The sequence below is a fragment of the Rhodococcus sp. CH91 genome, from assembly GCF_022554085.1.
Taxonomy (GTDB): domain Bacteria; phylum Actinomycetota; class Actinomycetes; order Mycobacteriales; family Mycobacteriaceae; genus Rhodococcus.
In genome coordinates this window covers 1-21618 of the sequence record NZ_JAKFYR010000017.1, presented here as the reverse complement: position 1 = coordinate 21618, position 21618 = coordinate 1, and the positions used below count along the sequence as shown (strand labels likewise).

General features: G+C 65.5%; 25 protein-coding genes and 1 pseudogene. 17 read left to right on the top strand and 9 right to left on the bottom strand.

Annotation, left to right across the window (positions count from 1 at the left end; all coding sequences use genetic code 11):
* The first annotated feature begins 89 nt into the window (after positions 1-89).
* Positions 90-1667, top strand: coding sequence for an ABC transporter substrate-binding protein (locus MOM01_RS21990; RefSeq protein ID WP_241387572.1), 1578 nt, complete (start codon positions 90-92; stop codon positions 1665-1667).
* A gap of 19 nt (positions 1668-1686) precedes the next feature.
* On the opposite strand, the gene MOM01_RS21985 is transcribed toward MOM01_RS21990, so the two are convergent.
* Both MOM01_RS21985 and MOM01_RS21980 read right to left on the bottom strand, forming a co-directional pair.
* Positions 1687-2007: a type II toxin-antitoxin system Phd/YefM family antitoxin gene (locus MOM01_RS21985; RefSeq protein WP_241387571.1), complete on the bottom strand. Its 321-nt coding sequence runs from the start codon at positions 2005-2007 to the stop codon at positions 1687-1689.
* 132 nt (positions 2008-2139) lie between these two features.
* Positions 2140-3057: an NADP-dependent oxidoreductase gene (locus MOM01_RS21980; protein ID WP_241387570.1), complete on the bottom strand. Its 918-nt coding sequence runs from the start codon at positions 3055-3057 to the stop codon at positions 2140-2142.
* 120 nt (positions 3058-3177) lie between these two features.
* On the opposite strand from MOM01_RS21980, the gene MOM01_RS21975 reads away from it, so the two are divergent.
* Positions 3178-3615, top strand: coding sequence for a winged helix-turn-helix transcriptional regulator (locus MOM01_RS21975; protein ID WP_241387569.1), 438 nt, complete (start codon positions 3178-3180; stop codon positions 3613-3615).
* 168 nt (positions 3616-3783) lie between these two features.
* Here the strand turns inward: MOM01_RS21975 and MOM01_RS21970 are convergent, their stop codons facing one another.
* The 3 genes from MOM01_RS21970 to MOM01_RS21960 are packed head-to-tail and all read right to left on the bottom strand — an operon-like array spanning position 3784 to position 6222.
* A complete protein-coding gene (locus MOM01_RS21970) occupies positions 3784-4035 on the bottom strand; it encodes an Atu4866 domain-containing protein (RefSeq protein ID WP_241387568.1) in 252 nt (83 codons plus the stop codon).
* 23 nt (positions 4036-4058) lie between these two features.
* The gene (locus MOM01_RS21965; RefSeq protein WP_241387567.1) at positions 4059-5456 is read right to left on the bottom strand and encodes an amidohydrolase family protein; all 1398 of its coding nucleotides are present in this window, start codon (positions 5454-5456) and stop codon (positions 4059-4061) included.
* Between the two features lie 28 nt (positions 5457-5484).
* On the bottom strand, positions 5485-6222 hold the full coding sequence (locus tag MOM01_RS21960; protein WP_241387566.1) for an Atu4866 domain-containing protein: 738 nt from the start codon (positions 6220-6222) through the stop codon (positions 5485-5487).
* A 371-nt stretch (positions 6223-6593) separates the two neighbouring features.
* Here MOM01_RS21960 and MOM01_RS21955 point away from each other — a divergent pair, with 371 nt between their 5' ends.
* The 7 genes and pseudogenes from MOM01_RS21955 to MOM01_RS21930 all read left to right on the top strand — a co-directional run bounded on the left by MOM01_RS21955 (position 6594) and on the right by MOM01_RS21930 (position 11322).
* On the top strand, positions 6594-7424 hold the full coding sequence (locus MOM01_RS21955; protein ID WP_241387565.1) for a helix-turn-helix domain-containing protein: 831 nt from the start codon (positions 6594-6596) through the stop codon (positions 7422-7424).
* A gap of 298 nt (positions 7425-7722) precedes the next feature.
* A complete protein-coding gene (locus tag MOM01_RS21950; RefSeq protein ID WP_241387564.1) occupies positions 7723-8097 on the top strand; it encodes a DUF6968 family protein in 375 nt (124 codons plus the stop codon).
* Positions 8098-8447: 350 nt separating this feature from the next.
* Complete coding sequence (locus MOM01_RS23230; protein WP_277610102.1) at positions 8448-8984, top strand: DUF2268 domain-containing putative Zn-dependent protease; 537 nt, start codon at positions 8448-8450, stop codon at positions 8982-8984.
* Complete coding sequence (locus MOM01_RS23225; protein WP_308197029.1) at positions 8966-9364, top strand: DUF2268 domain-containing putative Zn-dependent protease; 399 nt, start codon at positions 8966-8968, stop codon at positions 9362-9364. Before MOM01_RS23230 ends, MOM01_RS23225 begins: the two co-directional genes overlap by 19 nt.
* A 29-nt stretch (positions 9365-9393) precedes the next feature.
* A complete protein-coding gene (locus MOM01_RS21940; RefSeq protein ID WP_241387563.1) occupies positions 9394-10161 on the top strand; it encodes a MerR family transcriptional regulator in 768 nt (255 codons plus the stop codon).
* 41 nt (positions 10162-10202) lie between these two features.
* Positions 10203-10331, top strand: a pseudogene (locus tag MOM01_RS21935) (IS481 family transposase); the annotation flags it as partial.
* Between the two features lie 73 nt (positions 10332-10404).
* The gene (locus tag MOM01_RS21930; protein ID WP_241387562.1) at positions 10405-11322 is read left to right on the top strand and encodes a zinc-binding dehydrogenase; all 918 of its coding nucleotides are present in this window, start codon (positions 10405-10407) and stop codon (positions 11320-11322) included.
* A 111-nt stretch (positions 11323-11433) separates the two neighbouring features.
* On the opposite strand, the gene MOM01_RS21925 is transcribed toward MOM01_RS21930, so the two are convergent.
* Complete coding sequence (locus MOM01_RS21925; RefSeq protein WP_241387561.1) at positions 11434-12585, bottom strand: epoxide hydrolase family protein; 1152 nt, start codon at positions 12583-12585, stop codon at positions 11434-11436.
* A 176-nt stretch (positions 12586-12761) separates the two neighbouring features.
* On the opposite strand from MOM01_RS21925, the gene MOM01_RS21920 reads away from it, so the two are divergent.
* On the top strand, positions 12762-13247 hold the full coding sequence (locus MOM01_RS21920; RefSeq protein ID WP_241387560.1) for a MarR family winged helix-turn-helix transcriptional regulator: 486 nt from the start codon (positions 12762-12764) through the stop codon (positions 13245-13247).
* A 379-nt stretch (positions 13248-13626) separates the two neighbouring features.
* Entirely contained in the window at positions 13627-14262 is a 636-nt protein-coding gene (locus MOM01_RS21915) for an NAD(P)-dependent oxidoreductase (RefSeq protein ID WP_241387559.1), read from the top strand.
* A 122-nt stretch (positions 14263-14384) separates the two neighbouring features.
* Here MOM01_RS21915 and MOM01_RS21910 read toward each other — a convergent pair whose 3' ends face one another.
* Positions 14385-14882 carry a MarR family winged helix-turn-helix transcriptional regulator gene (locus MOM01_RS21910; protein ID WP_241387558.1) on the bottom strand — a complete coding sequence of 166 codons (498 nt, stop codon included), beginning with the start codon at positions 14880-14882 and terminating at the stop codon, positions 14385-14387.
* Between the two features lie 92 nt (positions 14883-14974).
* Here MOM01_RS21910 and MOM01_RS21905 point away from each other — a divergent pair, with 92 nt between their 5' ends.
* The gene (locus MOM01_RS21905) at positions 14975-15397 is read left to right on the top strand and encodes a Rid family hydrolase (RefSeq protein ID WP_241387557.1); all 423 of its coding nucleotides are present in this window, start codon (positions 14975-14977) and stop codon (positions 15395-15397) included.
* Positions 15398-15673: 276 nt separating this feature from the next.
* Here MOM01_RS21905 and MOM01_RS21900 read toward each other — a convergent pair whose 3' ends face one another.
* The gene (locus MOM01_RS21900) at positions 15674-16261 is read right to left on the bottom strand and encodes a helix-turn-helix domain-containing protein (RefSeq protein WP_241387556.1); all 588 of its coding nucleotides are present in this window, start codon (positions 16259-16261) and stop codon (positions 15674-15676) included.
* A gap of 327 nt (positions 16262-16588) precedes the next feature.
* On the opposite strand from MOM01_RS21900, the gene MOM01_RS21895 reads away from it, so the two are divergent.
* Both MOM01_RS21895 and MOM01_RS21890 read left to right on the top strand, forming a co-directional pair.
* The gene (locus tag MOM01_RS21895) at positions 16589-17203 is read left to right on the top strand and encodes a class I SAM-dependent methyltransferase (protein WP_241387555.1); all 615 of its coding nucleotides are present in this window, start codon (positions 16589-16591) and stop codon (positions 17201-17203) included.
* A 116-nt stretch (positions 17204-17319) separates the two neighbouring features.
* Positions 17320-18870 carry an MFS transporter gene (locus tag MOM01_RS21890; protein WP_241387554.1) on the top strand — a complete coding sequence of 517 codons (1551 nt, stop codon included), beginning with the start codon at positions 17320-17322 and terminating at the stop codon, positions 18868-18870.
* 233 nt (positions 18871-19103) lie between these two features.
* Here MOM01_RS21890 and MOM01_RS21885 read toward each other — a convergent pair whose 3' ends face one another.
* On the bottom strand, positions 19104-19817 hold the full coding sequence (locus MOM01_RS21885; protein ID WP_241387553.1) for an SDR family oxidoreductase: 714 nt from the start codon (positions 19815-19817) through the stop codon (positions 19104-19106).
* Positions 19818-19901: 84 nt separating this feature from the next.
* Here MOM01_RS21885 and MOM01_RS21880 point away from each other — a divergent pair, with 84 nt between their 5' ends.
* The 3 genes from MOM01_RS21880 (at position 19902) to MOM01_RS21870 (ending at position 21472) form a co-directional block, all read left to right on the top strand.
* Entirely contained in the window at positions 19902-20471 is a 570-nt protein-coding gene (locus MOM01_RS21880; protein WP_241387552.1) for a TetR/AcrR family transcriptional regulator, read from the top strand.
* Between the two features lie 278 nt (positions 20472-20749).
* Positions 20750-21253 carry an NUDIX hydrolase gene (locus tag MOM01_RS21875; protein ID WP_241387551.1) on the top strand — a complete coding sequence of 168 codons (504 nt, stop codon included), beginning with the start codon at positions 20750-20752 and terminating at the stop codon, positions 21251-21253.
* A 33-nt stretch (positions 21254-21286) separates the two neighbouring features.
* Positions 21287-21472, top strand: a complete 186-nt coding sequence (locus tag MOM01_RS21870; protein WP_241387550.1) for a hypothetical protein — start codon at positions 21287-21289, stop codon at positions 21470-21472.
* The last annotated feature ends 146 nt before the right edge of the window (positions 21473-21618 follow it).

The following is a 21618-nucleotide window of genomic DNA, read 5'->3' as shown; positions in this document are numbered from 1 at the left end:
CGTTTCGTTACAGTCGTGGCCAGTCTTCGTCCGCGGAGTGCGACTCGCCGAAGTTGCGCTCCCACAATCGCTCCAGCGAAGGAGTCCCGATGTTGCACCGCGTGGGCCGTCTACTTCGGCGGCCGCTTCCGGTCGCCGTTCTGGCCGCAACATTGACTCTCGTGGTCGCGGCGTGTGGCAGCGGCGGTGCGGTGCCCTCCGCGGACGCCGATGCCGGGGACCCCGTCCGTGGCGGAACGATGCGCATCGTCCAAGGCGGCGAACCGCGCTCCCTCGATCCGGCGACCCTCGTCAACGCGTGGGTGTCGAACAGCCTCCTGGGCAATGCGCTGTACGGAACACTGCTCGTCAACGACCCCGAGACCGCCGAGATCACTCCCGTCCTCGCCGAGTCCTTCGAGACCACGGACGGGGGAAACACCTTCGTGCTGACACTGCGCGAGGGGACGACCTTCACCGACGGAACCGCATACGACGCCGAGGCCATTCGGTACAACTGGGATCGGCTGCGCGATCCCGAGGCAGGTTCCCCCTCGCTGATCCAGGCCTCCCAGATCGCAGCCCTCGACGTGACCGGTCCGCTGACGCTGCGGGTGACTCTCGCGGCTCCGAACCCGCACTACGGGCAGGCGGTGGTGTGGAGCGGCCTGAACTGGATCGCATCGCCGGCCGCACTCGACGGCGGCAGACAGGCATTCGACGAACGGCCGGTCGGGGCAGGCCCGTTCACGATGACGCAATGGCGGCGCCAGGACCGGATCATCCTGGAACGCAATGGGGGATACGAACCCGCACCCTATCTCGACGGGATCGAACTGATCCACAACGGTGATACGAACCAGCGCCTCAACGCAGTCATCGCCGGGGAGGCGGGGCTTGCCGTCGAAGGCAGCTGGGCCACGCTCGGGCGCGCCGAGGACGCCGGACTTCGCACGATGGTCCAGCCGACAGGCGGCGGACAGTATCTGGCACTGAACACTCGGCGGAAGCCCTTCGACGACGACCGTGCCCGGCGGGCGCTCGCACTCGCGATCGACGTCGATGCACTGAACGATGTGGTCTTCTCCGGGCGCGCGGAACTCCCGCGCACCCTGTTCGACGAGTCCTCACCGTTCCACGCCGACGTCCCGATGCCGGCCCACGATCCCCGGGCGGCGCAACAGTTGTTCGACGAACTCGCCGCGGAAGGCAAGCCCGTGTCGTTCACCTTCCTCGCGTACACCTCGGTGGAGAACAAGGCCGTCGCCGAAGCCGTGCAGGCGCAGCTCAGCGCGTTCGACGGCGTCGACGTGCGTGTCGAGGTCCTCGAATTCGCCTCGGCCCTCCCGAGACTGAATTCCTACGATTTCGATGTCGCGATCACCTCTGCCACGATCGTCGACCCCGATACCGCGTTGTGGTCGAACTTCCACGGCGACTCACCGGGAAACTTCACCGGACTCGACGACCCGGCGTTGAACGCGGCCATCGACGAGGGCCGGCGGGCAGCCGAACTCGACGCGCGCAGTGCCGCCTACGCGATCGCTCAACGGCGGATCGGCGACCTCACTCCCGCCGTGTGGTACATCCGCACGGCGCCCGCCGCGGTCCTCGGCGACGGTGTGCACGGCGTGCAGATGTACGGGATGGGCTCCATCCGGCCCGAGGTGTTGTGGATGGCCTCGTGACGCTGCAGGCGGTGCGGTCTCACCGCGAGCGATGACGCTTCTTGCGCTTCTTCTTCTGGTTGTTCTTCTTCTCGGTCCCGGTGCGGCTGCGCGTAGGCCTCGAATCGGATTCGCCCGGCGCTGCAGCGGCCTCGAGCAGCGAGCGCTGCATCTCCCGGCGCAGGCTGTCCATCAGCTCGGGGGAGCGCAGCAGGAAGGTCGCCTCCTGCAAGGTCGCATACCGATCCTGGGAGATCAGCACAGCCGTCTCGTCCTTGCCGACGATCTCGACCGCCACGGCATCGTCGTTGACCTCCCGGACCAACTCACCCAACCGCTTGCGTGCGGCCTTCACGGACACGGACGTTGATGGCACTCGCGGCGACTCCGATCTGTTCCCTCGACGCGGGCATCCTTTCATCACCGCGGTGGAAATTGTGGGCGGACACGACGGAAACACCGACCGGTTGTCGGCGGTCCACCCGATCGGCATTCACGGGATGAGCACGAGTCGGCCACGCACGCCGCCGCGGGCCATGGAGCGGTGCGCCTCGGCCACCTTCTCCAGCGGCACGATCTCGTGCACCCGGATGGGGAGCCCACCCGACGCGGCGCGGAGCAGGAGATCGCGCGTGCGCCGGCCGTCGGGTCGCACCTCCACCGCGGCCACCGTGATCCCACGTTCGGCGGGAGGACCTGCGTTCGGCCGGACGCCGACGAACATTCCGTCGTCCCGAACCAGGGCGAGGCTTCGCTCCTGCAACGCCGCCGCATCGGCGACCGCGTCCCATCCCGGTTCGGCCTCCGTCGTGAAGTCGGCGCCGAGACCCCGGACGAACTCTTCGTCGCCCGCCCTGGCCAGCCCGGTGACTCGCCATCCCCGGTGCTGAGCGAGGACGGTGAGATATCCGCCGACGACACCGGCGGCGCCGGTGATCAGCAACCGGTCGGCATCGCGAGGTGCCGCCCCCAGCAGGTCGACGATCCGGGCTGCTGCAAGTCCGTTGAGGGGAATGGTGGACGCCGCGATCAGGTCCACTTCCCGGGGCACCACGGCGACGTCGGCGGCCGGCACGACGAGTTGTTCGGCGTAGGGGCCGAAGTCACGATCGAAACCCGCGACCAGGCCGGCGACCCGCGTACCGATCGAGAGATGCGCCCCCGGACCGACTGCGTCGATCGTTCCGGCGAATTCCCAGCCCAGCCCGGTGTGCTCGGCCTGGTGGATCAGCCCCCTGTCGTGGAACAAGCCGGCCGCGACGCCCAGATCCACAGGGTTGACCGGCGCGGCCGCGATGCGGACCCGGACCTGCCCAGGGCCCGGCTCGCGGAGCGGAACGTCGACGATATCGACGGAGTCGGGTCCTCCGGGGTGGCGGACGACGGCGGCGCGGAAAGTGGAAGTGCTCATCGGGGTACTCCTCACAGCTCGATTCATCGGTGACTACTCCACGATGGAAGGGCTACTCTCTGTGGGGAAGTACGCACTTCGAAGTGCGTTGGTTACCACCGGACCCGAACGGGGTGAACCATGCCGACTACGACCGCAGCCCAGAAGCGAGCACAGGCGAAGGTGGAATACGACGCATTCCTCGCCGACTGTCCCAGCAGACAGCTGCTGGACCGGATCTCCGACAAATGGGTCGCGCTGACGCTGGCGGCACTCGGTGGTGACGCCGCCGCCGGCGGCACCGGAAACGACGGCCCCCGCGCGCTGCGTTATTCCGAGCTGTCCCGGCAACTGGCCGGGGTCAGCCAGAAGATGCTCACCCAGACGCTGCGGTCGCTGGAACGCGACGGCCTCCTCACCCGCACCGTTACACCCACTGTGCCCGTCACGGTCACCTACGAGCTGACCGACCTCGGCATCTCGCTCCGCGAATTGCTGCGCAACGTCAAGACATGGGCCGAAGCGCACATGGACGAGGTGCTCACCCACCGTCGCGAGTACGACGTCCGCACTGCCTGAACGCAGCCACGCCGACCGCGACGGTGCCCGGCTGCGGTTTCGGATTCGGGTGGTGCACCACCCGTAGTCGGGATACCGCTGTGGACTCGCCGTCGGGGCGGTCACGGTGTGCACTTCCGAGCGATCTCGCGCCGAGTCCGATGCCGGTCTGTCAGAGCGACGATTGCTTCAGCCGGTCGGGTCTCGGTACATGACCATGCCCGCGTGGTACAGGACGTCGTCGCGGAATTCGCCGTCGGCGGAAAACCCGGTGTCGTCGCGGTAACAGATCATGGTGCCGTCGATCCGGTAGTCGCCGGTATAGGCAGCCTCGCGACCGCCACGGGCCTCGACGTACCGTCCCTCCGGGAGGAGACGTTGGCGGATGTTCCGATCGGCGGTCACCCATAATCCGACGAACGGGTGCTGTGCTCGCTTCATGTCCTTTGCTTCCCTCGGGGTCGTCACAGTGCTGCCGCCACTCGTCGGGTGATGTTGCCGCGGGAGCGGATCACGTCCTCGCGGAGGACATCGATGTCTTCGCCGACCAGCGAACCTGCCCACTTGCGCGGGTTGCCGGCGACGAGGACGGTGTCGATGTTGCGTGCGTCGGAGCCGAGCACGAGCGTGCCGACGGCGTCGTTGAGAGGCATGTTGTTCACGTCGTCGGCGCGGACGACGAGCAGGTCGGCGTCCTTGCCCGGTGCCAGTGAACCGGTGACGTGCCCGAGCGCATTGGCATGCGCGCCTTGCAGGGTGGCGAAGTCGAGGACGTCGCGCGTGGTGATCCGGTTACGGGTTTCCTCCGTTGCGTAGGCAGCGTTGGTGGCGCGCATACGCTGGATGGCATGCAGGGTCCGCATCTGGGTGAACATGTCGCTCGCGAGCGCAACCTCCACGTCGATGCTCAGACCCGGTCGGATCCCGACGGAGAGGGCCTCGTCGATGGCGGGCACCGCCGTGTCGAGACCGATCTGGGCGTCGGAGGTCGGGGCGAGCGAGACCGTGACACCGGCATCTCCCATCGCCGTCCACGCTTCGGAGGTCAGGCCGGTGGCGTGGATCAGTGTGAGAGTCGGATCCAGGATTCCCTGTCGGGCCCAGCGCAGGATCGCCTCCGACGAGGGGATTCCGAAGACGGCGTCGATGCTCGTCCACACATCGAGATCGCGAGCGAGAGCGGCGAGTTCGGGTCCGTAGGCAATGGCGGGTCCGGCGATCTCGTCGGTGGCCAGGGCGGCCAGTCGCACGGTGACGAGACCGTCCGCGACGCCGTGGAAATCGCTCACCAACCGGTTCATGTCTTTGGGCCACTGGCGGTCCCACTCGCCGAAGTGCGGACCCATCGAGGCATGAACGCCTCGAATTCCGGTGTCGGTGAGCGCATTCAGAGCAGCATCGGAATGCGCGGAGCTGCGTGAGTTGTGTGAGAAGTCGAGCATGGTGGTGATGCCCGAGTCGAGTGCGGTCAGTGCAGCGAGACGGGTGCCGATGTACATGTCCTCCGGCGTGTAGTTCGGCGCGATGCCGGCCAGGGTCGACATGACGTATTCACCGAGGTCGGTGACGTCGGGGATGCTGCGGCGCAATTGCGCTTCCCAGGCGTGGCGGTGAGTGTCGACGAAGCCGGGGCTGACGATCGCCCCGCGCGTGTCGACGACGAGCGCCGACGCGGCCCCGTGCTCGGACTCGGAGCGCAGGTCGGGGCCGATCGCGACGATCCGCGAGCCGGCGAGCAGGACGTCGCCGGCATCAAGGTCCGGGATCGTGGGATCCATGGTGACGACAGCACCGCCCGTCAACAGGATCGGACGGCCACTGTCACGGGCAGCAGTGAACTCGGTGAGGGAGATCTTCGGCATGATGTGCTTTCAGGGTGTCGGTTGCAGGTCAGGAGCGGTGAAAGGTGTAGCCCGCGTGATGCAGTACGCCATCGACGAATTCGCCGAAGGCCCAGAATCCGAGATCGTCGCGGTAGTCGATGCGATCGCCGGTGATCCAGTACGAGCCCTGGTAGGCGTGCGGGCGCCCACCACGGGTTTCGTCGTAACGGCCGTCGGCGGTCAGGTGTTGGTGCACGAAATCGTTCTCGTCGATCCAGGTGCCGAAATACCGATCCGAGGAGACGGTGTTGGCAACCTCCGTGTCTGCTGCATGGTGGGCGGTTTCGACCGGGTGTCCGTCCCACACGACGATGTCACCGTCGACGACGACCGTGAGCGCGAGGTCGGGTGCAGTGAGGAATCGGCGCACCGCGGCGAACTCCGATTCTCCGGACACGGCGGGCAGGATTGCGAAGCCGGCCGGATTCCCGGGTGCGATCGCGGCCGGTGATCGGAACGATCTCGGACGCAGGCCGCGCAGCCGAGTGGTGTCGACGACCGTCGGCACGATGATGTACCCGGCGCAGTCGACGACGATTGCGTCGTCGTCATCTGCTGCGGTCAGCAGGCCCGGGCCGATGCCGACCACGCGAGAACCGCCGAGAAGAACATCGCCGCGGTCGAAGTCACCGATCAGTGAGTCGCCGGTGACGATCCGGGCATTGGCGAACAGCAGCGGACGGTGCCCGCCGATGTGGTTGTCGGTGATGAGCTCGAGCAGTTCGGGGGTGAAGGCGGTGATCATGTGTACTCCAGAAGAGGGGATGGGGTCGCCGGGTGGTCCCGACGAATCCACTATCGGGGCGGGGGAATCCCTGGAACAGGCCGGTGTGTGCCTGGGTGCGCGACGGCCTGGTTCGGACGGACGGGACGTTTGCCCTCGGCGAGCTGGAGTTGGGGTGAGCGCGGGACACTGAGCCGTAACGCGCTGCGGTCGATGCCGACGTGTACATCACCCCCGCGAACCGCCTGCTGTAGCGCTGCGGGGTGTGCAGGGGCTCGGCGCGTTCCCCGGAAACCTCTGGACTCGGCCGCAATCCTTTCGAGCGGCATTCGCATCCAGCCAGGGTGCGACACGGCCTGTCAGCCGCGACGCGGTAAGGCTAGCGTCGTCTCATGAGCTCCACCGAATTGGGAACATTCCTCAAAGCGCGACGCGGCCACGTGCAGCCCACGGATGTCGGCATCACCGCGCGGCCGGGGCGGCGGGTTTCCGGTCTTCGCCGTGAAGAAGTCGCCCTGCTCGCCGGGGTCAGCGTCGACTACTACACCCGACTCGAGCAGGGGCGCGAGCGAAACCCTTCCCCAGCAGTCCTCAACGCTCTCGCCGGCGCACTCGACCTCGACACCGATCTGCGCGAGCACCTGTTCCGCCTTGCCGGCTCGGCACCGACACCGCGCACCCCGGTACGGAAAACCGTCGACGATTCACTCCGGCAATTGCTTGCATCCTGGTCGCATACCCCGGCGTTCATCATCAACCGCCAGTTGGATGTTCTTGCATACAACGATCTCGCTGGAGCCCTGTACAGCGGATTCGAACGCATCGACAACATTGCGCGGATGGTCTTCCTCGACCCCTTCGGACGCAGTTTCTTCACCGACCGGGACCGCGCAACCACCTCCTGTGTCGCGAACCTTCGGCTCGCTCTCGGTCACACGGATTCGGCAGACGACGTGCGTGCTCTCGTTCTCCAGGCGCACGCCGCAAGCGCCGAGTTCCGTGAATTGTGGAGTCGGCACGACGTCCGAGGAAAAACCCACGAGGCCAAAGAATTCCGGCACCCTTCCGTCGGTGACCTTCTGCTCGAATACAACGCCTTCGACGTCCGCAGCACACCCGGCCACCAACTGATCGTCTACCGAGCGCCCGTCGGCTCGTCCAGCGCCGACAAGCTCCGACTGCTGGGATCCCTCGCAGCAACAACCAGCCCCGATCTCCCGTAGATCCGTCGTCCAGCCAGGCAGGATCCGGTCAACGGGGGCGAGGGGCATGGGCCGCGTCTCCGCCGGTGCGTTCGCCGCACTCGGCGACACTGTGGCAGTGCACTACGCGGCCGGTCGGGAGGCGCCGAACACGCGAGGTGAGGCTTCCTGGTGAAGGCCACGCGATCATCAGCGATGACATCGGAGATTCGGCGCAAGCACAACATGTCGTAGAGCGTGGTCAGCGCGCTCTGGTGCGCCTCGGGTTCAGCCAAGGGGCGTCGTGCATGTGTCGTGGGGGTTGGGTAGAACTTCGGGCATGGACGAGATTGCCACCTTCGTACCCGACGACATCGTGCTCGAACGGACCTTCGACAGTTCCGAGGGTCCGGTGCGGCTCGAGGTGAACGCCCCGCGGCCGTTCGCCGCTGCTGATCCGACGGGCGATCACTACTGCGTCTTCCGGATCACTGCGCCTGCGGATGTCTCGTACGATGGCGCCGGTAAGGGCGTCGATGCCGTGCAGGCGCTGCTGCTCGCACTCGCCAAGTCCCACGAGGAACTGCGGCGACTCTGCCCGGAACTGACGTTCTTGGGCAGTACGAACCTCGGTCTGCCGGTGGTGACCGTCAGGCCGGACAATGCGATCGAGGCCGTGATCTCGCTCGCTCCTGCTCTGACACCTCCAGCGTGAGGGTGTCTTTTACGAGTCACTCGCGAACTCACCGAAGAAACCGGTTGCCGAGCCGATCCGGTGTGGACCCCCATCTCCGAGGTTTCCGGTCTGCGCAGATCATCGCTGGTCGACATCGGCCTTGCCCTCGCGCACGAACTTCCGTCGACCGGCCACGTGGCTCCTGTCCCGGTCGAGGGCCTTGTCCAGCACTGAAGTCCCTCGTGCCGGACAGGTCTCGGAGCCTGAGTCGCCTCGATATCCGAAGTGCGCTCAGCATTTGTCGGACATGCCCTAGCTGTCCTGACCGAGGACATTGATCGAGGAAAGCGTTGACCTTGTCGTAGCGGCAATGTTTACGGTCGCTTGTCATGACCATTTCAGTGATCGACAGTGCCTCGGGCATGAGCCGAGTTCTGACGGCGGATGCGAAGAATCGCGCCGACCTCATCCGTGACATGTGGGCTCCGATGGCGGGGATGTACCACTTCATCCCCGGCGGCGTGGATATGGCCACCGTGCACCAACAGAACTTCGGCTTCCGTCCGGATTCCGCAAGAGAGGCAATAGAGCAGGTCCACGAAGGTCTGGAAACCCTGGTGGCGGCCGATGCGTGGACCCGCATCGAAAAGGCCCTCGAGGACGGCGCCACAGCGCTCGCAGCTGCCGATCCGGGTGTGACGATCCCCGACCTGACCGTGCTGCTCGTCCTGGGGGATCCGACCAGCAAGCACTTCGTCGACGAGGTGCAGGGGATCTCAGGATTCGGCGGGGTCAGCGGCTACATCGCTATCACCGTCTGGCCCACCTCCCTCGTTCTCGATCGTCTCGAGGCGATTGCGGTGCACGAGCTGCACCACAACGTGCGGTACTCGCCCGGCGGAATTGTGTGGGCCCCCAGACGGTGACGGTCGGCGAGCACGTGGTCGCCGAGGGACTCGCGGACGTTTTCGCGTCCGAGTTGTACGGAGACGCCGGCTACACGCACTTCGTGCGCAATGAAACCCGCTCCGACGACAAGGTTCTGGCCAAGGTCGCCCGCGGACTCGACGTCACCGGCATGGCGGACTTCGCCGCCTGGGTACTCGGCGACTCGAGCGCACGACTGTTCGGTATCGATCCCGTCGGCCTGCCGACCGGGGCCGGTTATGCAGCCGGCGCCCGGCTTGTCCACGCTTACCTCGACGCCACAGGCACCACAGCCGCCCACAGCGTGCGCGCTCCTGCCTCCGACATCGTGCGCATTGCGCTGCCACGGCTCGGTCTGACCACAGACGCGGCACACTGAGCAGCACGTCGAACGACAGGAGCACGGTGATGGAATGGACGGTGTGCGAACTCGCCGAACGCGCAGGCATCAGCGGCCGCACGCTGCGCCACTATCACCGCATCGGGCTGCTCGATCCCGATCGCGTCGGGTCCAACGGCTACCGCTACTACGGTCCCGACGCGGTCGCGCGCCTGCAACGCATCCTCCTGCTCCGCGACACGGGTATGCCACTGGCCGACATCGCCGCAGTCCTCGACGCCCCCGAGACGCCGACCGCCGAGGTCGAAGCACTCGAGGCCCACCTGACGCAACTTGCCGAGGATCGTGAGGCCCTGGACCGGCGCATCAGCGCGGTCGAGCACACCCTGCAGATGCGTCGGGAAGGTCGCGAGCCCCGCATGGACGTGATGCTCGAAGGCTTCAACGACCGCTACGAGGCCGAAGTCGTACGACGTTGGGGCCGCGAAGCCTTCGACGCGTCGAACCAATGGTGGCATGCCAAGTCAGTTGGGCAGCAACGCGACTGGCAGGACAGCGCCCAGGCACTGCTCGCACGGTGGGCCGAGATTCACGACGCCGGTCACACGCCGGCATCACCCGTTGCTCGAGAGCATGCCGCCGCCCATATGGCGTGGTTCGCCGAGATCCCCGGAACACCCACCCACGCCGGCGATACCGAACGATCCGCCGCAATGGTGCGAGGCATGACCGACCTCTACGAGACCGACCCCGCCTTCCACCAAACCTTCGGCAGCCAGGAGGCCGCGCGGTTCGCCGCGAACGCCCTGCGCATCCACGTGCAGCATCCTGCCTGATGCAGCGGGTGCCGCAGCGCCGTCCCGGAGCGAAAGATGTCATGTCTCGTCCCAGCGCTGCCGTCACCCCACGTCACCGTCCGAAGGTTGCCCGACTTGTCGTCGAGGAGGGCTGGCCGATCCGTGAGGTCGCCGCACGCTTCCAAGTCGCGTGGCCGACGCCAAGGCGATCGCAACCGCTGAGCGCGACAGCGTCTGTTCGGCTGCTCGTAGGCCGATGTGGCGTTGTGTCATGATTTGCGCATGCTTGCTCTCGTGACGGCTGCGGATACGCCCGGACGGGTTGTTGCTGCAGAGATCGCCATGCCCCCGGTGGGTCCTTCGGATGTCCTCATTCGCGTTCGTGCCGCGGCAGTGAACCCTGGCGACATCGTCGCGACACACACCCTGGAAGCGGGAAATGTCCCGGGTTGGGTCGCTGCAGGAGTGGTCGAACAGTCTGCTGCCGACGGCTCCGGACCCGCAGTGGGCACCCCTGTCGTGAGTCTCAGTGTGGCCGGGGCGTGGGCGCAATACCGTTCGGCGCCGACGACGCTCGTGGCGAAGCTGCCGGAAGGTATCTCGTTCGGGGCTGCCGCAACGCTGTTCATTCATGGCGGTACTGCATTGCGTGCCCTGCGTGATCTCGATGTTCCGCCGGGCGGCACGGTTCTGATCACCGGTGCGAACGGTGGCGTGGGCAGGTTCGCGGTGCAACTTGCTGCATCGGCCGGCCATCGCGTCTATGCGACGGTCCGCGCGGGGGCTGACGAGTCGGAGGTGAGGTCCCTCGGCGCTGTCGATGTTCTCAGGTCGCCGGCCGAAGCGCCGGTACCGCTCGACGGGGTGATCGACGTCGTCGGCGGCCCCACTCTGGTCGAAGCGTTTCGTCGCCTCGACGCGGGTGGCACGGTCATTTCAGTGGGCAGGGCGTCGGCGCAACCGTCCACCTTCGACGCGGAGGACTTTCAAGGGGCGGGCGGCAGGCATGGGCGCAGTATCCGGACTTTCTACCTCGACGATGGACGTCCGGGTCTTGCGCAGGACATCGAGGTACTCGCCGCCCAGGTCGCGGCGGGTGAGTTGACGATGCGCACTCTCCCGGAGGTGACTGCCTTCGCGGCGGTGGAACAGCTGAAGGACGGGACGTTCGATGCGGATCGGGTGATCAGCTTCATCTGAGTGAATCCTGAGGCAGGATCGCCTCCTCGGTTGTTCCGGCTCTGTTCATCCGGATTCGGGCCGAGGACCGCCGTGGGGCAGCGCTGGGACGGGGTGGTGCGTGGTTCTGCCTCACAGGATTTGCCCGAGGGCTGCGCGGAGTTCCCGGACGTACGCATGTGGCACCTCGAGCATGGGAAAATGTCCGCCTCGGGTGGCTTCGTTCCAGTAGTAGACGTTGCTGTACCGGGCTTGGGCCCATGAGCGGGGGATCCGCTCGAGGTCTCGAGGAAAGATCGTGACCGCGGTCGGAACCGGCACAGGTGTGTCGTCCTGTGGGGGGAAGTTCTCCCAGTAGAACTTGGCGGAGGAGCTTCCTGTGCCGGTGAGCCAGTAGAGCGACACCATGTCGAGGATGCGGTCTCGTGTCACGGCGTTTTCGGGGTGGCCGTCACAATCGGTCCAGCCGTGGAATTTCTCGACTATCCATGCCAATTGGGCGACAGGGGAGTCCGCCAGTGCGTATCCGATCGTTTGTGGTTTGGTCGACTGGATCAGTGAATATCCTTGGCCGTCTCGCCGGAAGGCGTTGATCTCGTCCAGCGCGCGTTGTTCGGTTTCATTCAGGTCATGTGTTTCCGTGGGGATCGGTGCGTACGGAGTGAAGGTGTGCAGGGCTGCGACGTTCTCCGGGTGTCGTACACCGAGAGCGACTGCGACGCGTCCGCCCCAGTCGCCTCCCGCCGCGACGTATCGCCGGTAGCCGAGCCTGGACATGAGAACAGACCAGGCATCCGCGGTCCGGTCGACGGACCACCCCGTCTCAGCCGGTCGCTCGCTGAACCCGAAGCCGGGCAAGGAGGGCGCGATGACATGGAAGGCCGGTGTCGTGATGTCCGGCGGTTCGGCAAGGTCGGTGATGACCTCCGCGGGCTCGATGATCGAACTGGGCCAGCCGTGAGTCAGGATCAGTGGGACGGCGTCCGGTCTCTGTGAACGCACATGCAGGAAGTGGATGTCGAGACCGAAGATGGTCGTGACGAACTGGGGGAAGGAAACCATGCGTGCTTCGAATCGTCGCCAGTCGTACGACGAGCACCAATAGTCGATCAGTTCCTCGAGGTAGGACCGGGGTACGCCCTGTGTCCAGTCGAGCTCTCCCGGTGTGGGGGCGACGGTTTCGGGTTCCGGGAGTCGTACCTGTCGGAGGCGTTCGCGGAGATCGTCGAGTGATTTCTCGGGTATGTCGACGGTGAACTCTCGGATCGGTTTCGCAGGTGGCATATCGTTCCTTTCGGGTGTGTCCGAGCGACTTGGACTGCAGGTATTCCATGGCCTGAACGATTCTCGGTGTGGATGTCCTCGGGGCCTCCGCGGTCTCTGCGCGCGGTGCCGGTGGAGTCGACGACCGGCACGCCGACCAGAAGGTGACGTGTCATCTATCGGATATCATGGCGGTCATGGATGCTCCTGCCGAACAAGTCCGAGATGCGGCATGGGGGGCGTGGCAGTCGTACAAGCAGATGCGTACCCATCTCACCAGGGTGATCAACCGGTTCGTCACGGAACGGACGGGTCTTTCCGAAGCCGACTACGAGATCCTTTCCGTTCTGTCCGGCAGTGAAGACTTGACCATGCGCTCTCTTGCCTTACGCGCGGACCTGAACTGGGAGAAGAGCCGCTTGTCTCATCAGCTGCGAAGAATGTACGAACGTGGGCTTGTCGCTCGCGATGCGTGCGAGGAGGACGCCCGCAGTTCGGTCATCCGTCTCACCGAGAAGGGCGAAGAAGCCATTGCGCTCGCTCGGCCTCTCTATGAAGAAGCGGTTGCTACTTGTTTCGCGGCCGCGATGTCGGACGAGGATGCCGAGGTGCTTTCGAAAATCGCTGCGCGAGTTGTGGAGTTACCCGAGCAGCCCGTCGATATCGATCCGACTCGATCGTGACGGAGCAGGTCGCGTAGAGTTTTCAGGTTCGCTTCCGTGTCGGGCGGCACGTCCTTCACCTTTCCTCGGTTTCCACTTGGTTGATGCATCATCCTCTGCTAGTTTAGGTGACGCGTCAACTATTACGGGGGTGTGCACTATGAATGCTCCGGCATCGCGGTCCTCTTCGGGGCGTCCATGCCCGTTCTGCGGGTCGTCGCGCACTCTCGAAACCTCGTCGAGGTTCTTTCTCGGGCCCCCTGGTCGGTCTCGGCTCTGTTCGGACGAGGCGGTCCGAGACAGCTGACAAGCATTGCCGCACATGGCGGGGGCCGGGTTCGCGTTGCGGCGCTCCGGCTGTCGTATGCGTCGACCTCACTCCACACGAAGGAGAACACAAATGAAGATCACCGTATTCGGAACGGGGTTTGCCGGCTCCGCCATCGCTGAAGAGCTCGTAGCCCGCGGCCACAGTGTCGTTGCCGCCTCACGCAGCGGCAAGGGTGTGCGACACGCGGATGTCGCGTCGATAGCGGGCACTGTCTACGATCCCGATTTCGTGGCGAAAGCCGCGGACGGGGCCGATGTCGTCGTGCTCGCACTCCCTGCGGTGGGCCAGGACGGAGGCTTGGCCGGCGCAATCAGGTCTGTGTTGCCCACACTCGCGGAAAATGGTGCTCGCTTGGGAGTCGTGGGCGGTTCTGCCGTTCTCCCGATGAGCGAAGGTGGACCGCGCTTGGCCGATACCGCCGAATTTCCGTCCGCGCTTCAGTCCCGGGTCACCGCACATCAGGCGGCACTCGACGAATTGTCCGCTCTGCCTGTCGAAGTCGACTGGTTCGTGGTCGTGCCTGCCGCTGATTTCGGCCCTCATCATCCTGGTTCCCGGCGCGGAACGTACCGGACGAGTCGATCCGCATTGGTGTCCGATGAGAGTGGCCACTCGGCAATCGGCATCGACGATTTCGCAATCGCCTTCGCTGATGAGATCGAGGCTGCGACCGTGCACCGAGCGTGGGTGACGGTCGGCTACTAGCAGGTTCGACGAGTCTGTTCGGATACGGGGCGAGGGCGTTCGAGGGATTTCTCCGTGCTCTTCGTTCATGGACGGAGGTCTCCTGTGTCCTGGTGGCGACGCGACTGTCGTCCCTCGGTCGGCTACTCCATGTCAGTGGGGCGGACGCGCAGCTTGGCCGCGATGCGGGCAAGTGCCTTGCGGTCGGTTGCGGAGAGTGGGTCGAGTGCGAACTTTCGCACGGTGCGGAGATGGACGGGGGCGGCCTCGGCTACCACGTCGTAGCCTGTGTCGGTGAGGGCGACGAGGGTGTAGCGGCCGTCTTCGGGGTCGGGTGAGCGTTGCGCCCAGCCGCGTTGCTCGAACCGTTTGACGACGTTGGACAGTCGTGACAGCGAGCCGTTGGCGAGGTAGGCCAGTTCGCTCATCCGGATGCGTCGGTGTGGTGCTTCGGAGATGTGGCTCAGAGTCAGGTATTCGAAGAGGGTCAGGCCGGCTTCCTGCTGCAGGGGTGATTCCAGACGGCCGGGCAGTAGCAGGATCAGGGAGACCAGGCCGGTCCAGGCGTCCTTTTCGTCGGCGGTCAGCCACTCGGTCTCGTCGGTGTTCTCGTCCGGGTGGGGGGTGGTGCTGTTGCCCATGGGTGAACTATACCGATCACCGGATTGACTTTACGTGTGAAGTCATACCGTGTACGTTCACTTCACACATGAAGTCAATGGAAAGGAACGACATGAGCGTGCCGGAATTCTTCGCCACCCCTGGGTACGGCGACACGCAGCTGGCGAAGATGCACTACAACCAGGCCGTGCGGGTGGGTGACCGCGTGGAGATCTCGGGGCAGGGTGGGTGGGACGACGACTGGCATTTCCCCGACGCGTTGGAGGACGAGATCGTGCAGGCCTTCGACAATGTCGAGCGCACTCTCGCGCTCGCCGGTGCGTCCTGGCGTGATGTGATCGCGGTGGATTCGTATCACGTGCCGACCGCTGATGATTCCATCGGTGACGATCACAACCGGGTGATGGTCGAGCAGTTCCGCGCGAGGATGGGTGAGCGAGCGCCGATCTGGACGGAGATCGGCGTGACAGCTCTGGGTGCGCCGGGGATGCGGGTCGAAATCCGAGTGACCGCGATCGTCGGGGACAACGGCTGAGCGGGAGGCGATATCGACCTCGTCGGTGCGTGCGCCGAACGGAATGCCCGAGGGCAGTGACATATCGGTGACTGCTGCCCACGCAGTCATGGAGGTGAGCGGGACACCTGGGGGTCATGTCGATCGACACGAACCTTCGGGGTCGGGGTCGGGGGCGCCTGCACGGCGACGTTACGGATCGAGCGCGTGCCGTATCGCCGCCCCCGAACCGACGAGGTCACTACATTCCGATCAGTCCGGGGGACGGGCTTCCCGGACTGTGATGAGGGCCTGGCCCTAGTGGGTCTCGGCGATAGCCCGGACGTGGGCGCGCTCGCCTTGCCTTCCGACGAGGCTGAGGAATTCGACAGGCCCCCTGCTGGTTGCGCCGAACCAATGCGGCGTGCGGGTGTCGAACTCGGCCACCTCACCGGCGTGGAGGAGGAAATCCTGGTCGCCGAGGACCAGCCGCAAGGTCCCGTTGAGGACATACGCCCAGTCGTATCCCTGGTGGGAACGCAGATCGGGCACCGTGTCGTCGCTGCCGGGAGGCAGGATGAACTTGTACGCCTGGATGCCGCCGGGCCGCCGGGTGAGCGGAATGATGATCGATCCGTCGCCACACGATATGGGCCGCAGATCGAGTCGGGGGTCGGCGGTGCGAGGAGCATCGACGAGAGAATCGAGGGTCACACCGTAGTAGCGGGCGAGGGGGAGTAGTTGCTCCAACGTCGGTTTACGGAGGCCGGCTTCGAGTCGGGACAAAGTGCTGGTGGAGATACCCGTCTCGGCTGCGAGTTGAGTGAGGGTGACGTCGCGGCGCAATCTCAGGTTCTTCAGGCGGGGACCGACGGTGTCGAGGGTCTGATCGATCGGATCGTTCATGCCCCTATTTTGCCATTTGGCAAGGATCTTTGCGCAATAGCATCGTGGTGGCGATCCTGGTAGCTGACAGCACGACCAGCCAGGAAGGCAGCGCAATGAACACAGTCGACGGTGACCGAATCTGGGATATGGCGATCGTCGGTGGCGGTTCTGCCGGGCCCCGGCGCCGGCGGTGCACGGACCGCTCGGACTCGGCGGCATGAATCCAGGAATGCAGGTCGGCGAGGCAGCCGCACATGGAACACGCGTAGCGATGACGCTCGGCACCGAATTGGTCTTCAGGCACGCCGACCGGGCCGTCACTCTTCGGAATGCGGGGAACGCAGCATGATGCATCAGTTCGACAAGGCCTACTGGGACGATCATTGGACTCCGGCCGCTGCAGACGACGACCGGATTCTGCCGGTCAACCCCTACCTTCGTGCCGAGACGAAGGATCTCGCGCCCGGAACCGCACTGGACGCGGGCTGCGGAATAGGAACTGAGACAATATGGTTGGCCGAACAGGGCTGGCAGGTGACCGGTGCTGACATCTCCGCGACCGCACTGGCCACCGCCGCCGGTCGCGCGGTGGTGGCAGGCGTGGACGACCGGATCGAGTGGGTAGAAGCAGACCTGGCCCGGTGGCGACCGGATCGCAGCTGGGACCTCGTGGTGACCAGTTACGCCCACTCCGACACAGGCCAGCTCGCCTTCTATGGGCATATCGCATCCTGGGTCGCCCCGGGTGGCACCCTTCTGATCATCGGGCACCTGCACGACCACGGCAACGGGCACGGTCACCCTGAGAACGCCACCGCCACCCGGGCCGGAATCACCGACCTGCTCACCCTGCCTGACTGGCGCATCGATGCCAGCTACGAGAACACTCGCACCGTTCGTTCCGGCAGCCGGGCAAGGCAGTTGCACGACGTGATCGTCCGCGCCCACCGCACGGTCTGATCCACCCCTGTCTCTTTGAATCCTTGTGTGCGTCGAGGTTCGCCTCGGCGCTGTTTCCCATGGTCCGCCGTGCCTCGAGGCCTGACGGAACCGCTCGTGAAAGGAAACGTTCGATCATGAACTCCGTCTCTCGGACCAGCGCGGCTGTGATCGCGCCGATCGACGATCCGCGGCGCCGGCGTGCGATTCTCTGGGCGGTGTGCACCGCGCTGATGGCGGTTGTTGCCTCGGTCTCGGGACTCAACGTCGCTCAACCCCAGCTGGCCACAACGTTCGACGCCTCTCAGGGGCAGGTGCTGTGGATCATCAACACCTACACCCTCACCCTCGCCGCTCTACTGCTGCCGCTCGGGGCGGCGGGGGATAGGTGGGGACGTAAACCTGTCCTGATGGGTGGCCTCGTGGTATTCGGTATTGCGAACCTCGCCTCTGCAATCGCGCCCACCACCGAGGTCATGATCGGATCGCGACTGCTCGGCGGTATCGCCGCTGCAATGATCATGCCCGTTACCTTGTCGGTGATCACCGCATCATTTCCCGCCGACGAACGTTCCAAGGCCATCGGCATCTGGACCGCCGTCGCCGGAGGTGGCGGCATCCTGGGGATGTACCTCTCAGCGTTGCTGGTGGATGTCGCGACCTGGCGGTGGCTCTTCGCCCTCCCGATCGCACTCACGCTGATCTCGGCTCTGATCGGTGTCACCGCTGTTCCGAACTCCGGCACATCGGCTCCGGGCCGCTTCGACGTGCTGGGCGCGGTGACCTCGATCCTCGCCGCGGTGGGGTTCACCTTCGCGCTGCACGAGGCGCCTGCCCTCGGCTGGAGCGATCCCGTTATCCTCGCCCCGCTTGCTGTGGCTGTGATCGCTACCGTCGTGTTCGTCGTATGGGAACTGCGCACCTCCTCTCCGCTGTTGGACGTGCGCTACTTTCGCGTGCCCGGCCTGTCCAGTGGCGCGACTCTGCTGCTGGTGCTGTTCGGAGTGCAAGGTGGCATCTCGCTGATGCTCTACCCGTTCTTTCAGGTCGTGCTCGGCTGGAGCGGCCTGCAGGCCACCCTCGGATTGATGCCGATGGCGCTGCTGATGATGGTCGCTTCCGGCCTCGCCCCGCGCCTGGCCGCGCGCATCGGCGCCCGCGCAGCAATGGTCACCGGGCTGAGCATCGCCACCGCAGGTCTGGCGCTGATGGCAGGCCTCGTCTCGGCCTCGAGTGGGTACTTCGGTGTCCTGCCCGGCTTGATCGCGATGGGTCTCGGAGCGGGATTGGCGATGACTCCTTCGACCGAGGCCATCACCTCCTCCCTGCCCTCGGAGCAGCAAGGAGTGGCCTCGGCCCTCAACGACCTGACCCGCGAACTGGGTGCTGCTCTCGGTATCGCCCTGCTCGGAGGTCTCCTGGTCGCCGGATACCGGAGTGCCCTCGTCGGACGCCTGCAGGGAGTTCCGGATGATCTTGCCGCGGTTGCGCAGGGAGGTGTCGCCAACGCTACCGCTGTCAGCGACGCCGCCGGCCCTTACGCCGAACAGATCCGTAGCGCCGCAGAGGAAGCCTTCGTCGCCGGTTGGCAACAGGCCATGTGGGTCGGTGTCGCAGTCATGGCAGTTCTCGTGCTTTTCGTTCTCCTCCGAGGTCCCGGAGCCTCCCGGTCGCTGCCGGCCCGGTAAGTCAGGATGCCCGGTGGTGATCGAGATGTGCCATCGGCCGGCGACGACGGACCGGCGCTCGAACTGCAGCTCGAGCGCCGGTCCGCCGGAGTGTGCCGGCGCAGTCGCCGAATGCGACGACGAACGAGGACGGGTGGGTGACGTGCTGTTCTTGCGCTCCACGCGCAGGCCGGGAACGGCCGTGTCCACCCGGCCCGGGAGCATGTCGCACGGGGCAGTGTCGATAGATCCCGTCAGGCAGCCGTATCGAGCATCTCGCCGTAGCGCACCGAAGGGTCGAGTGTCAGGCTCGTCTTCACTTGTGCAGCAATGTCGTCCGCAAGAATCTCGTGGGCGCCGGCCTCGAGTCCGTCGAGTGCGGCTGTTACAACGGCGGACGGGGATACCTTGTCGACGTTCATGCCCGCAGTCATATCGGTATCGACCACGCCCATGTGCAGGCCGAGGACATGTGTGCCCTGCGCGGCCAGTTCGATCCGGATGCCGTCGGTGAGGCTCCACGCCGCTGCTTTGGTCGTGGCGTAGGTGGTTGCGCCGGGAGCGGACAGCCAGGATGCTGCCGAGAGCACGTTCAAGATCGCGCCTCCGCCGTTGGCTGCCAGGATCGGTGAGAAGGCCCGTGTCAGGTTCAGTGGGCCGAAGAAATTGGTCTCGAGTTCCTGGCGGACGGGGGCGAGGTCGCCGCCGAGCAGCGGTTCGCCGGACGTTGTCCCGGCATTGTTGATGAGCAAGTGCACGTCCTGCGCTGCTGTGGCGACTGCCTCCACCTGGTGTGTGTCGGTGACGTCGAGGCTGACTGCTTCGACGCCCTCGGCGGTGATCGTGTCGACACGGCGAGCTGCTGCGTAGATCTTGGCAGCGCCGCGCTCTTTCAGTTGGCGGACGAACTCGGCGCCGATGCCCCGGTTCGCGCCGGTGACAAGTACTACGGATCCTGCGATCTTCACGGAAGACCCTTTCTGTAGTGAGCGTTATAAATTGGCGAGGAGGACGTTAGCACATTCCATAACGGTTGCTATAGAATCGGTCCGATGGCTGGTAGACCGAGGGCATTCGACCGCGACGCGGCACTTCTGATCGCGATGGAGCAGTTCTGGCGTGATGGCTACGAGGAGACGACAGTTGCTCGATTGACCAAGGCGATAGGCATTACAGCGCCCAGTCTGTACTCGGCTTTCGGAGACAAAGATCAGTTGTTCCGTGAAGCCGCCGACTGCTATTTCGACGGGGTGGCCCAGCAGACCGACCGTGCGCTCGCACGCCCGACCGCCCGGCAAGGGATCGCCGAACTGCTGCAGCTGACCGCAGCAGCCCACAGCGACCCTACGACGCCACCTGGATGCTTCATGCTGGCGGAGCCACGATTGGCCGAGCGGCGCACGGTGTTACGGCAGCGGATCGCGGATCGAATCGAGCAAGGGGTGCGGGAAGGCGACCTGCCGGCCGACACCGATCCCGATCACGTGGCGGGATTCGTCATGGCAGTGCTGACCGGGATGTCGGCTCGTGCGCGCGACGGTGGCAACGCCGAGGACCTAGAGGCGATCGTGGAATTGGCATTGGCGGCATTGCCGGCCAGCAGTGAAACCGCCGATACGTGAACGTCGAAATGAATCCGGACGGGCGTGGACCTCGACATCATCCCGCCCGTCCGGAGCCGTGCAGGCGGGCGCCGGACCGGCCCATCGGCCATGTCGTCAGCCAGGAGATCGTAAGGAGGACCCCGCCCAACCCGCCCGCGGCCGGGGATCCGGTCGCCCTGCGTCCGGACGGCACCCGCTCGAGGATCGATCTCGACGCTCGAACCGCCCCGCTGCGGTGACAGTGCCCCGTGCAGTGAAGCCAGGGTCGGTTGCGTCCATCCCCTACGTTCTGACTCATGGCAGCAGAGATTGGGAAGGACCCAGTACCTCGGGTGCAGCTGGTGATCGGCATTATCCGCAGGGGCAACGAGATCCTGCTCGTACGAGAGCGCCTCGGTATCGGCGGAGCAATTCTCTGGTCACTTCCCGGTGGGGGAGTCGAGGACGGTGAGCTCATGAACGAAGCTCTCCGGCGTGAACTCCGGGAGGAGACCGGGTTGCTGGTGGGTGACCCGGTGCGGACAGCTTTTCTCGTGCACATCGATTCCGAGGAGCACCCTTCGGCGTTGGCCGTTGCCTTCGAGATCGACGAGTGGTCGGGGGAAGTGTCGCCCCAGGACGAGGAGATTGATCAGGCTGCCTTCTTTTCGCTGTCCGAAGCATTGACGTTGCTCGGCGAACTCGACAGCGCACCGCAGCGGGACCCTGTCGTCGGTTATCTGAGTGGGGTCAGCGACCTGGGGACCACGTGGCTTTGTCGCAACCGAGGTGCGGAAGAGACGCTCGTCGCCCGCTGGTGACGCGTTCTTCGTCCGCCGGGAGTTCCGCGGTGCTTGACACGATCGCTTCCGGGCAGTGGGCGTGTCGAGCAGCGTTGCGGCGGTTCCACGATCACCCAGGGGTGCAACGGTGCCGGCGGTGTTGCGGAGTTGTCGGCGAACGTGGTGCTCTCGCTGGGCGCCGAGACCGGGACCGAACCGTGGTGGGCCCAGACTTCGAGTGGCAGTCCACAGGGCTGAACCGCCGTCGCCTCCGCTGTGGCGCTCGCATCCGCCATCGTGCGAGCGCCGCAGCGCGGGCAGGTCATGCCCCGAATGCATCCCGGAGGAAGGTGACGGCCTGCTTGAGCGCGGCCTTCGCGGCGAACGTGTCGTGCAGGGCGTTG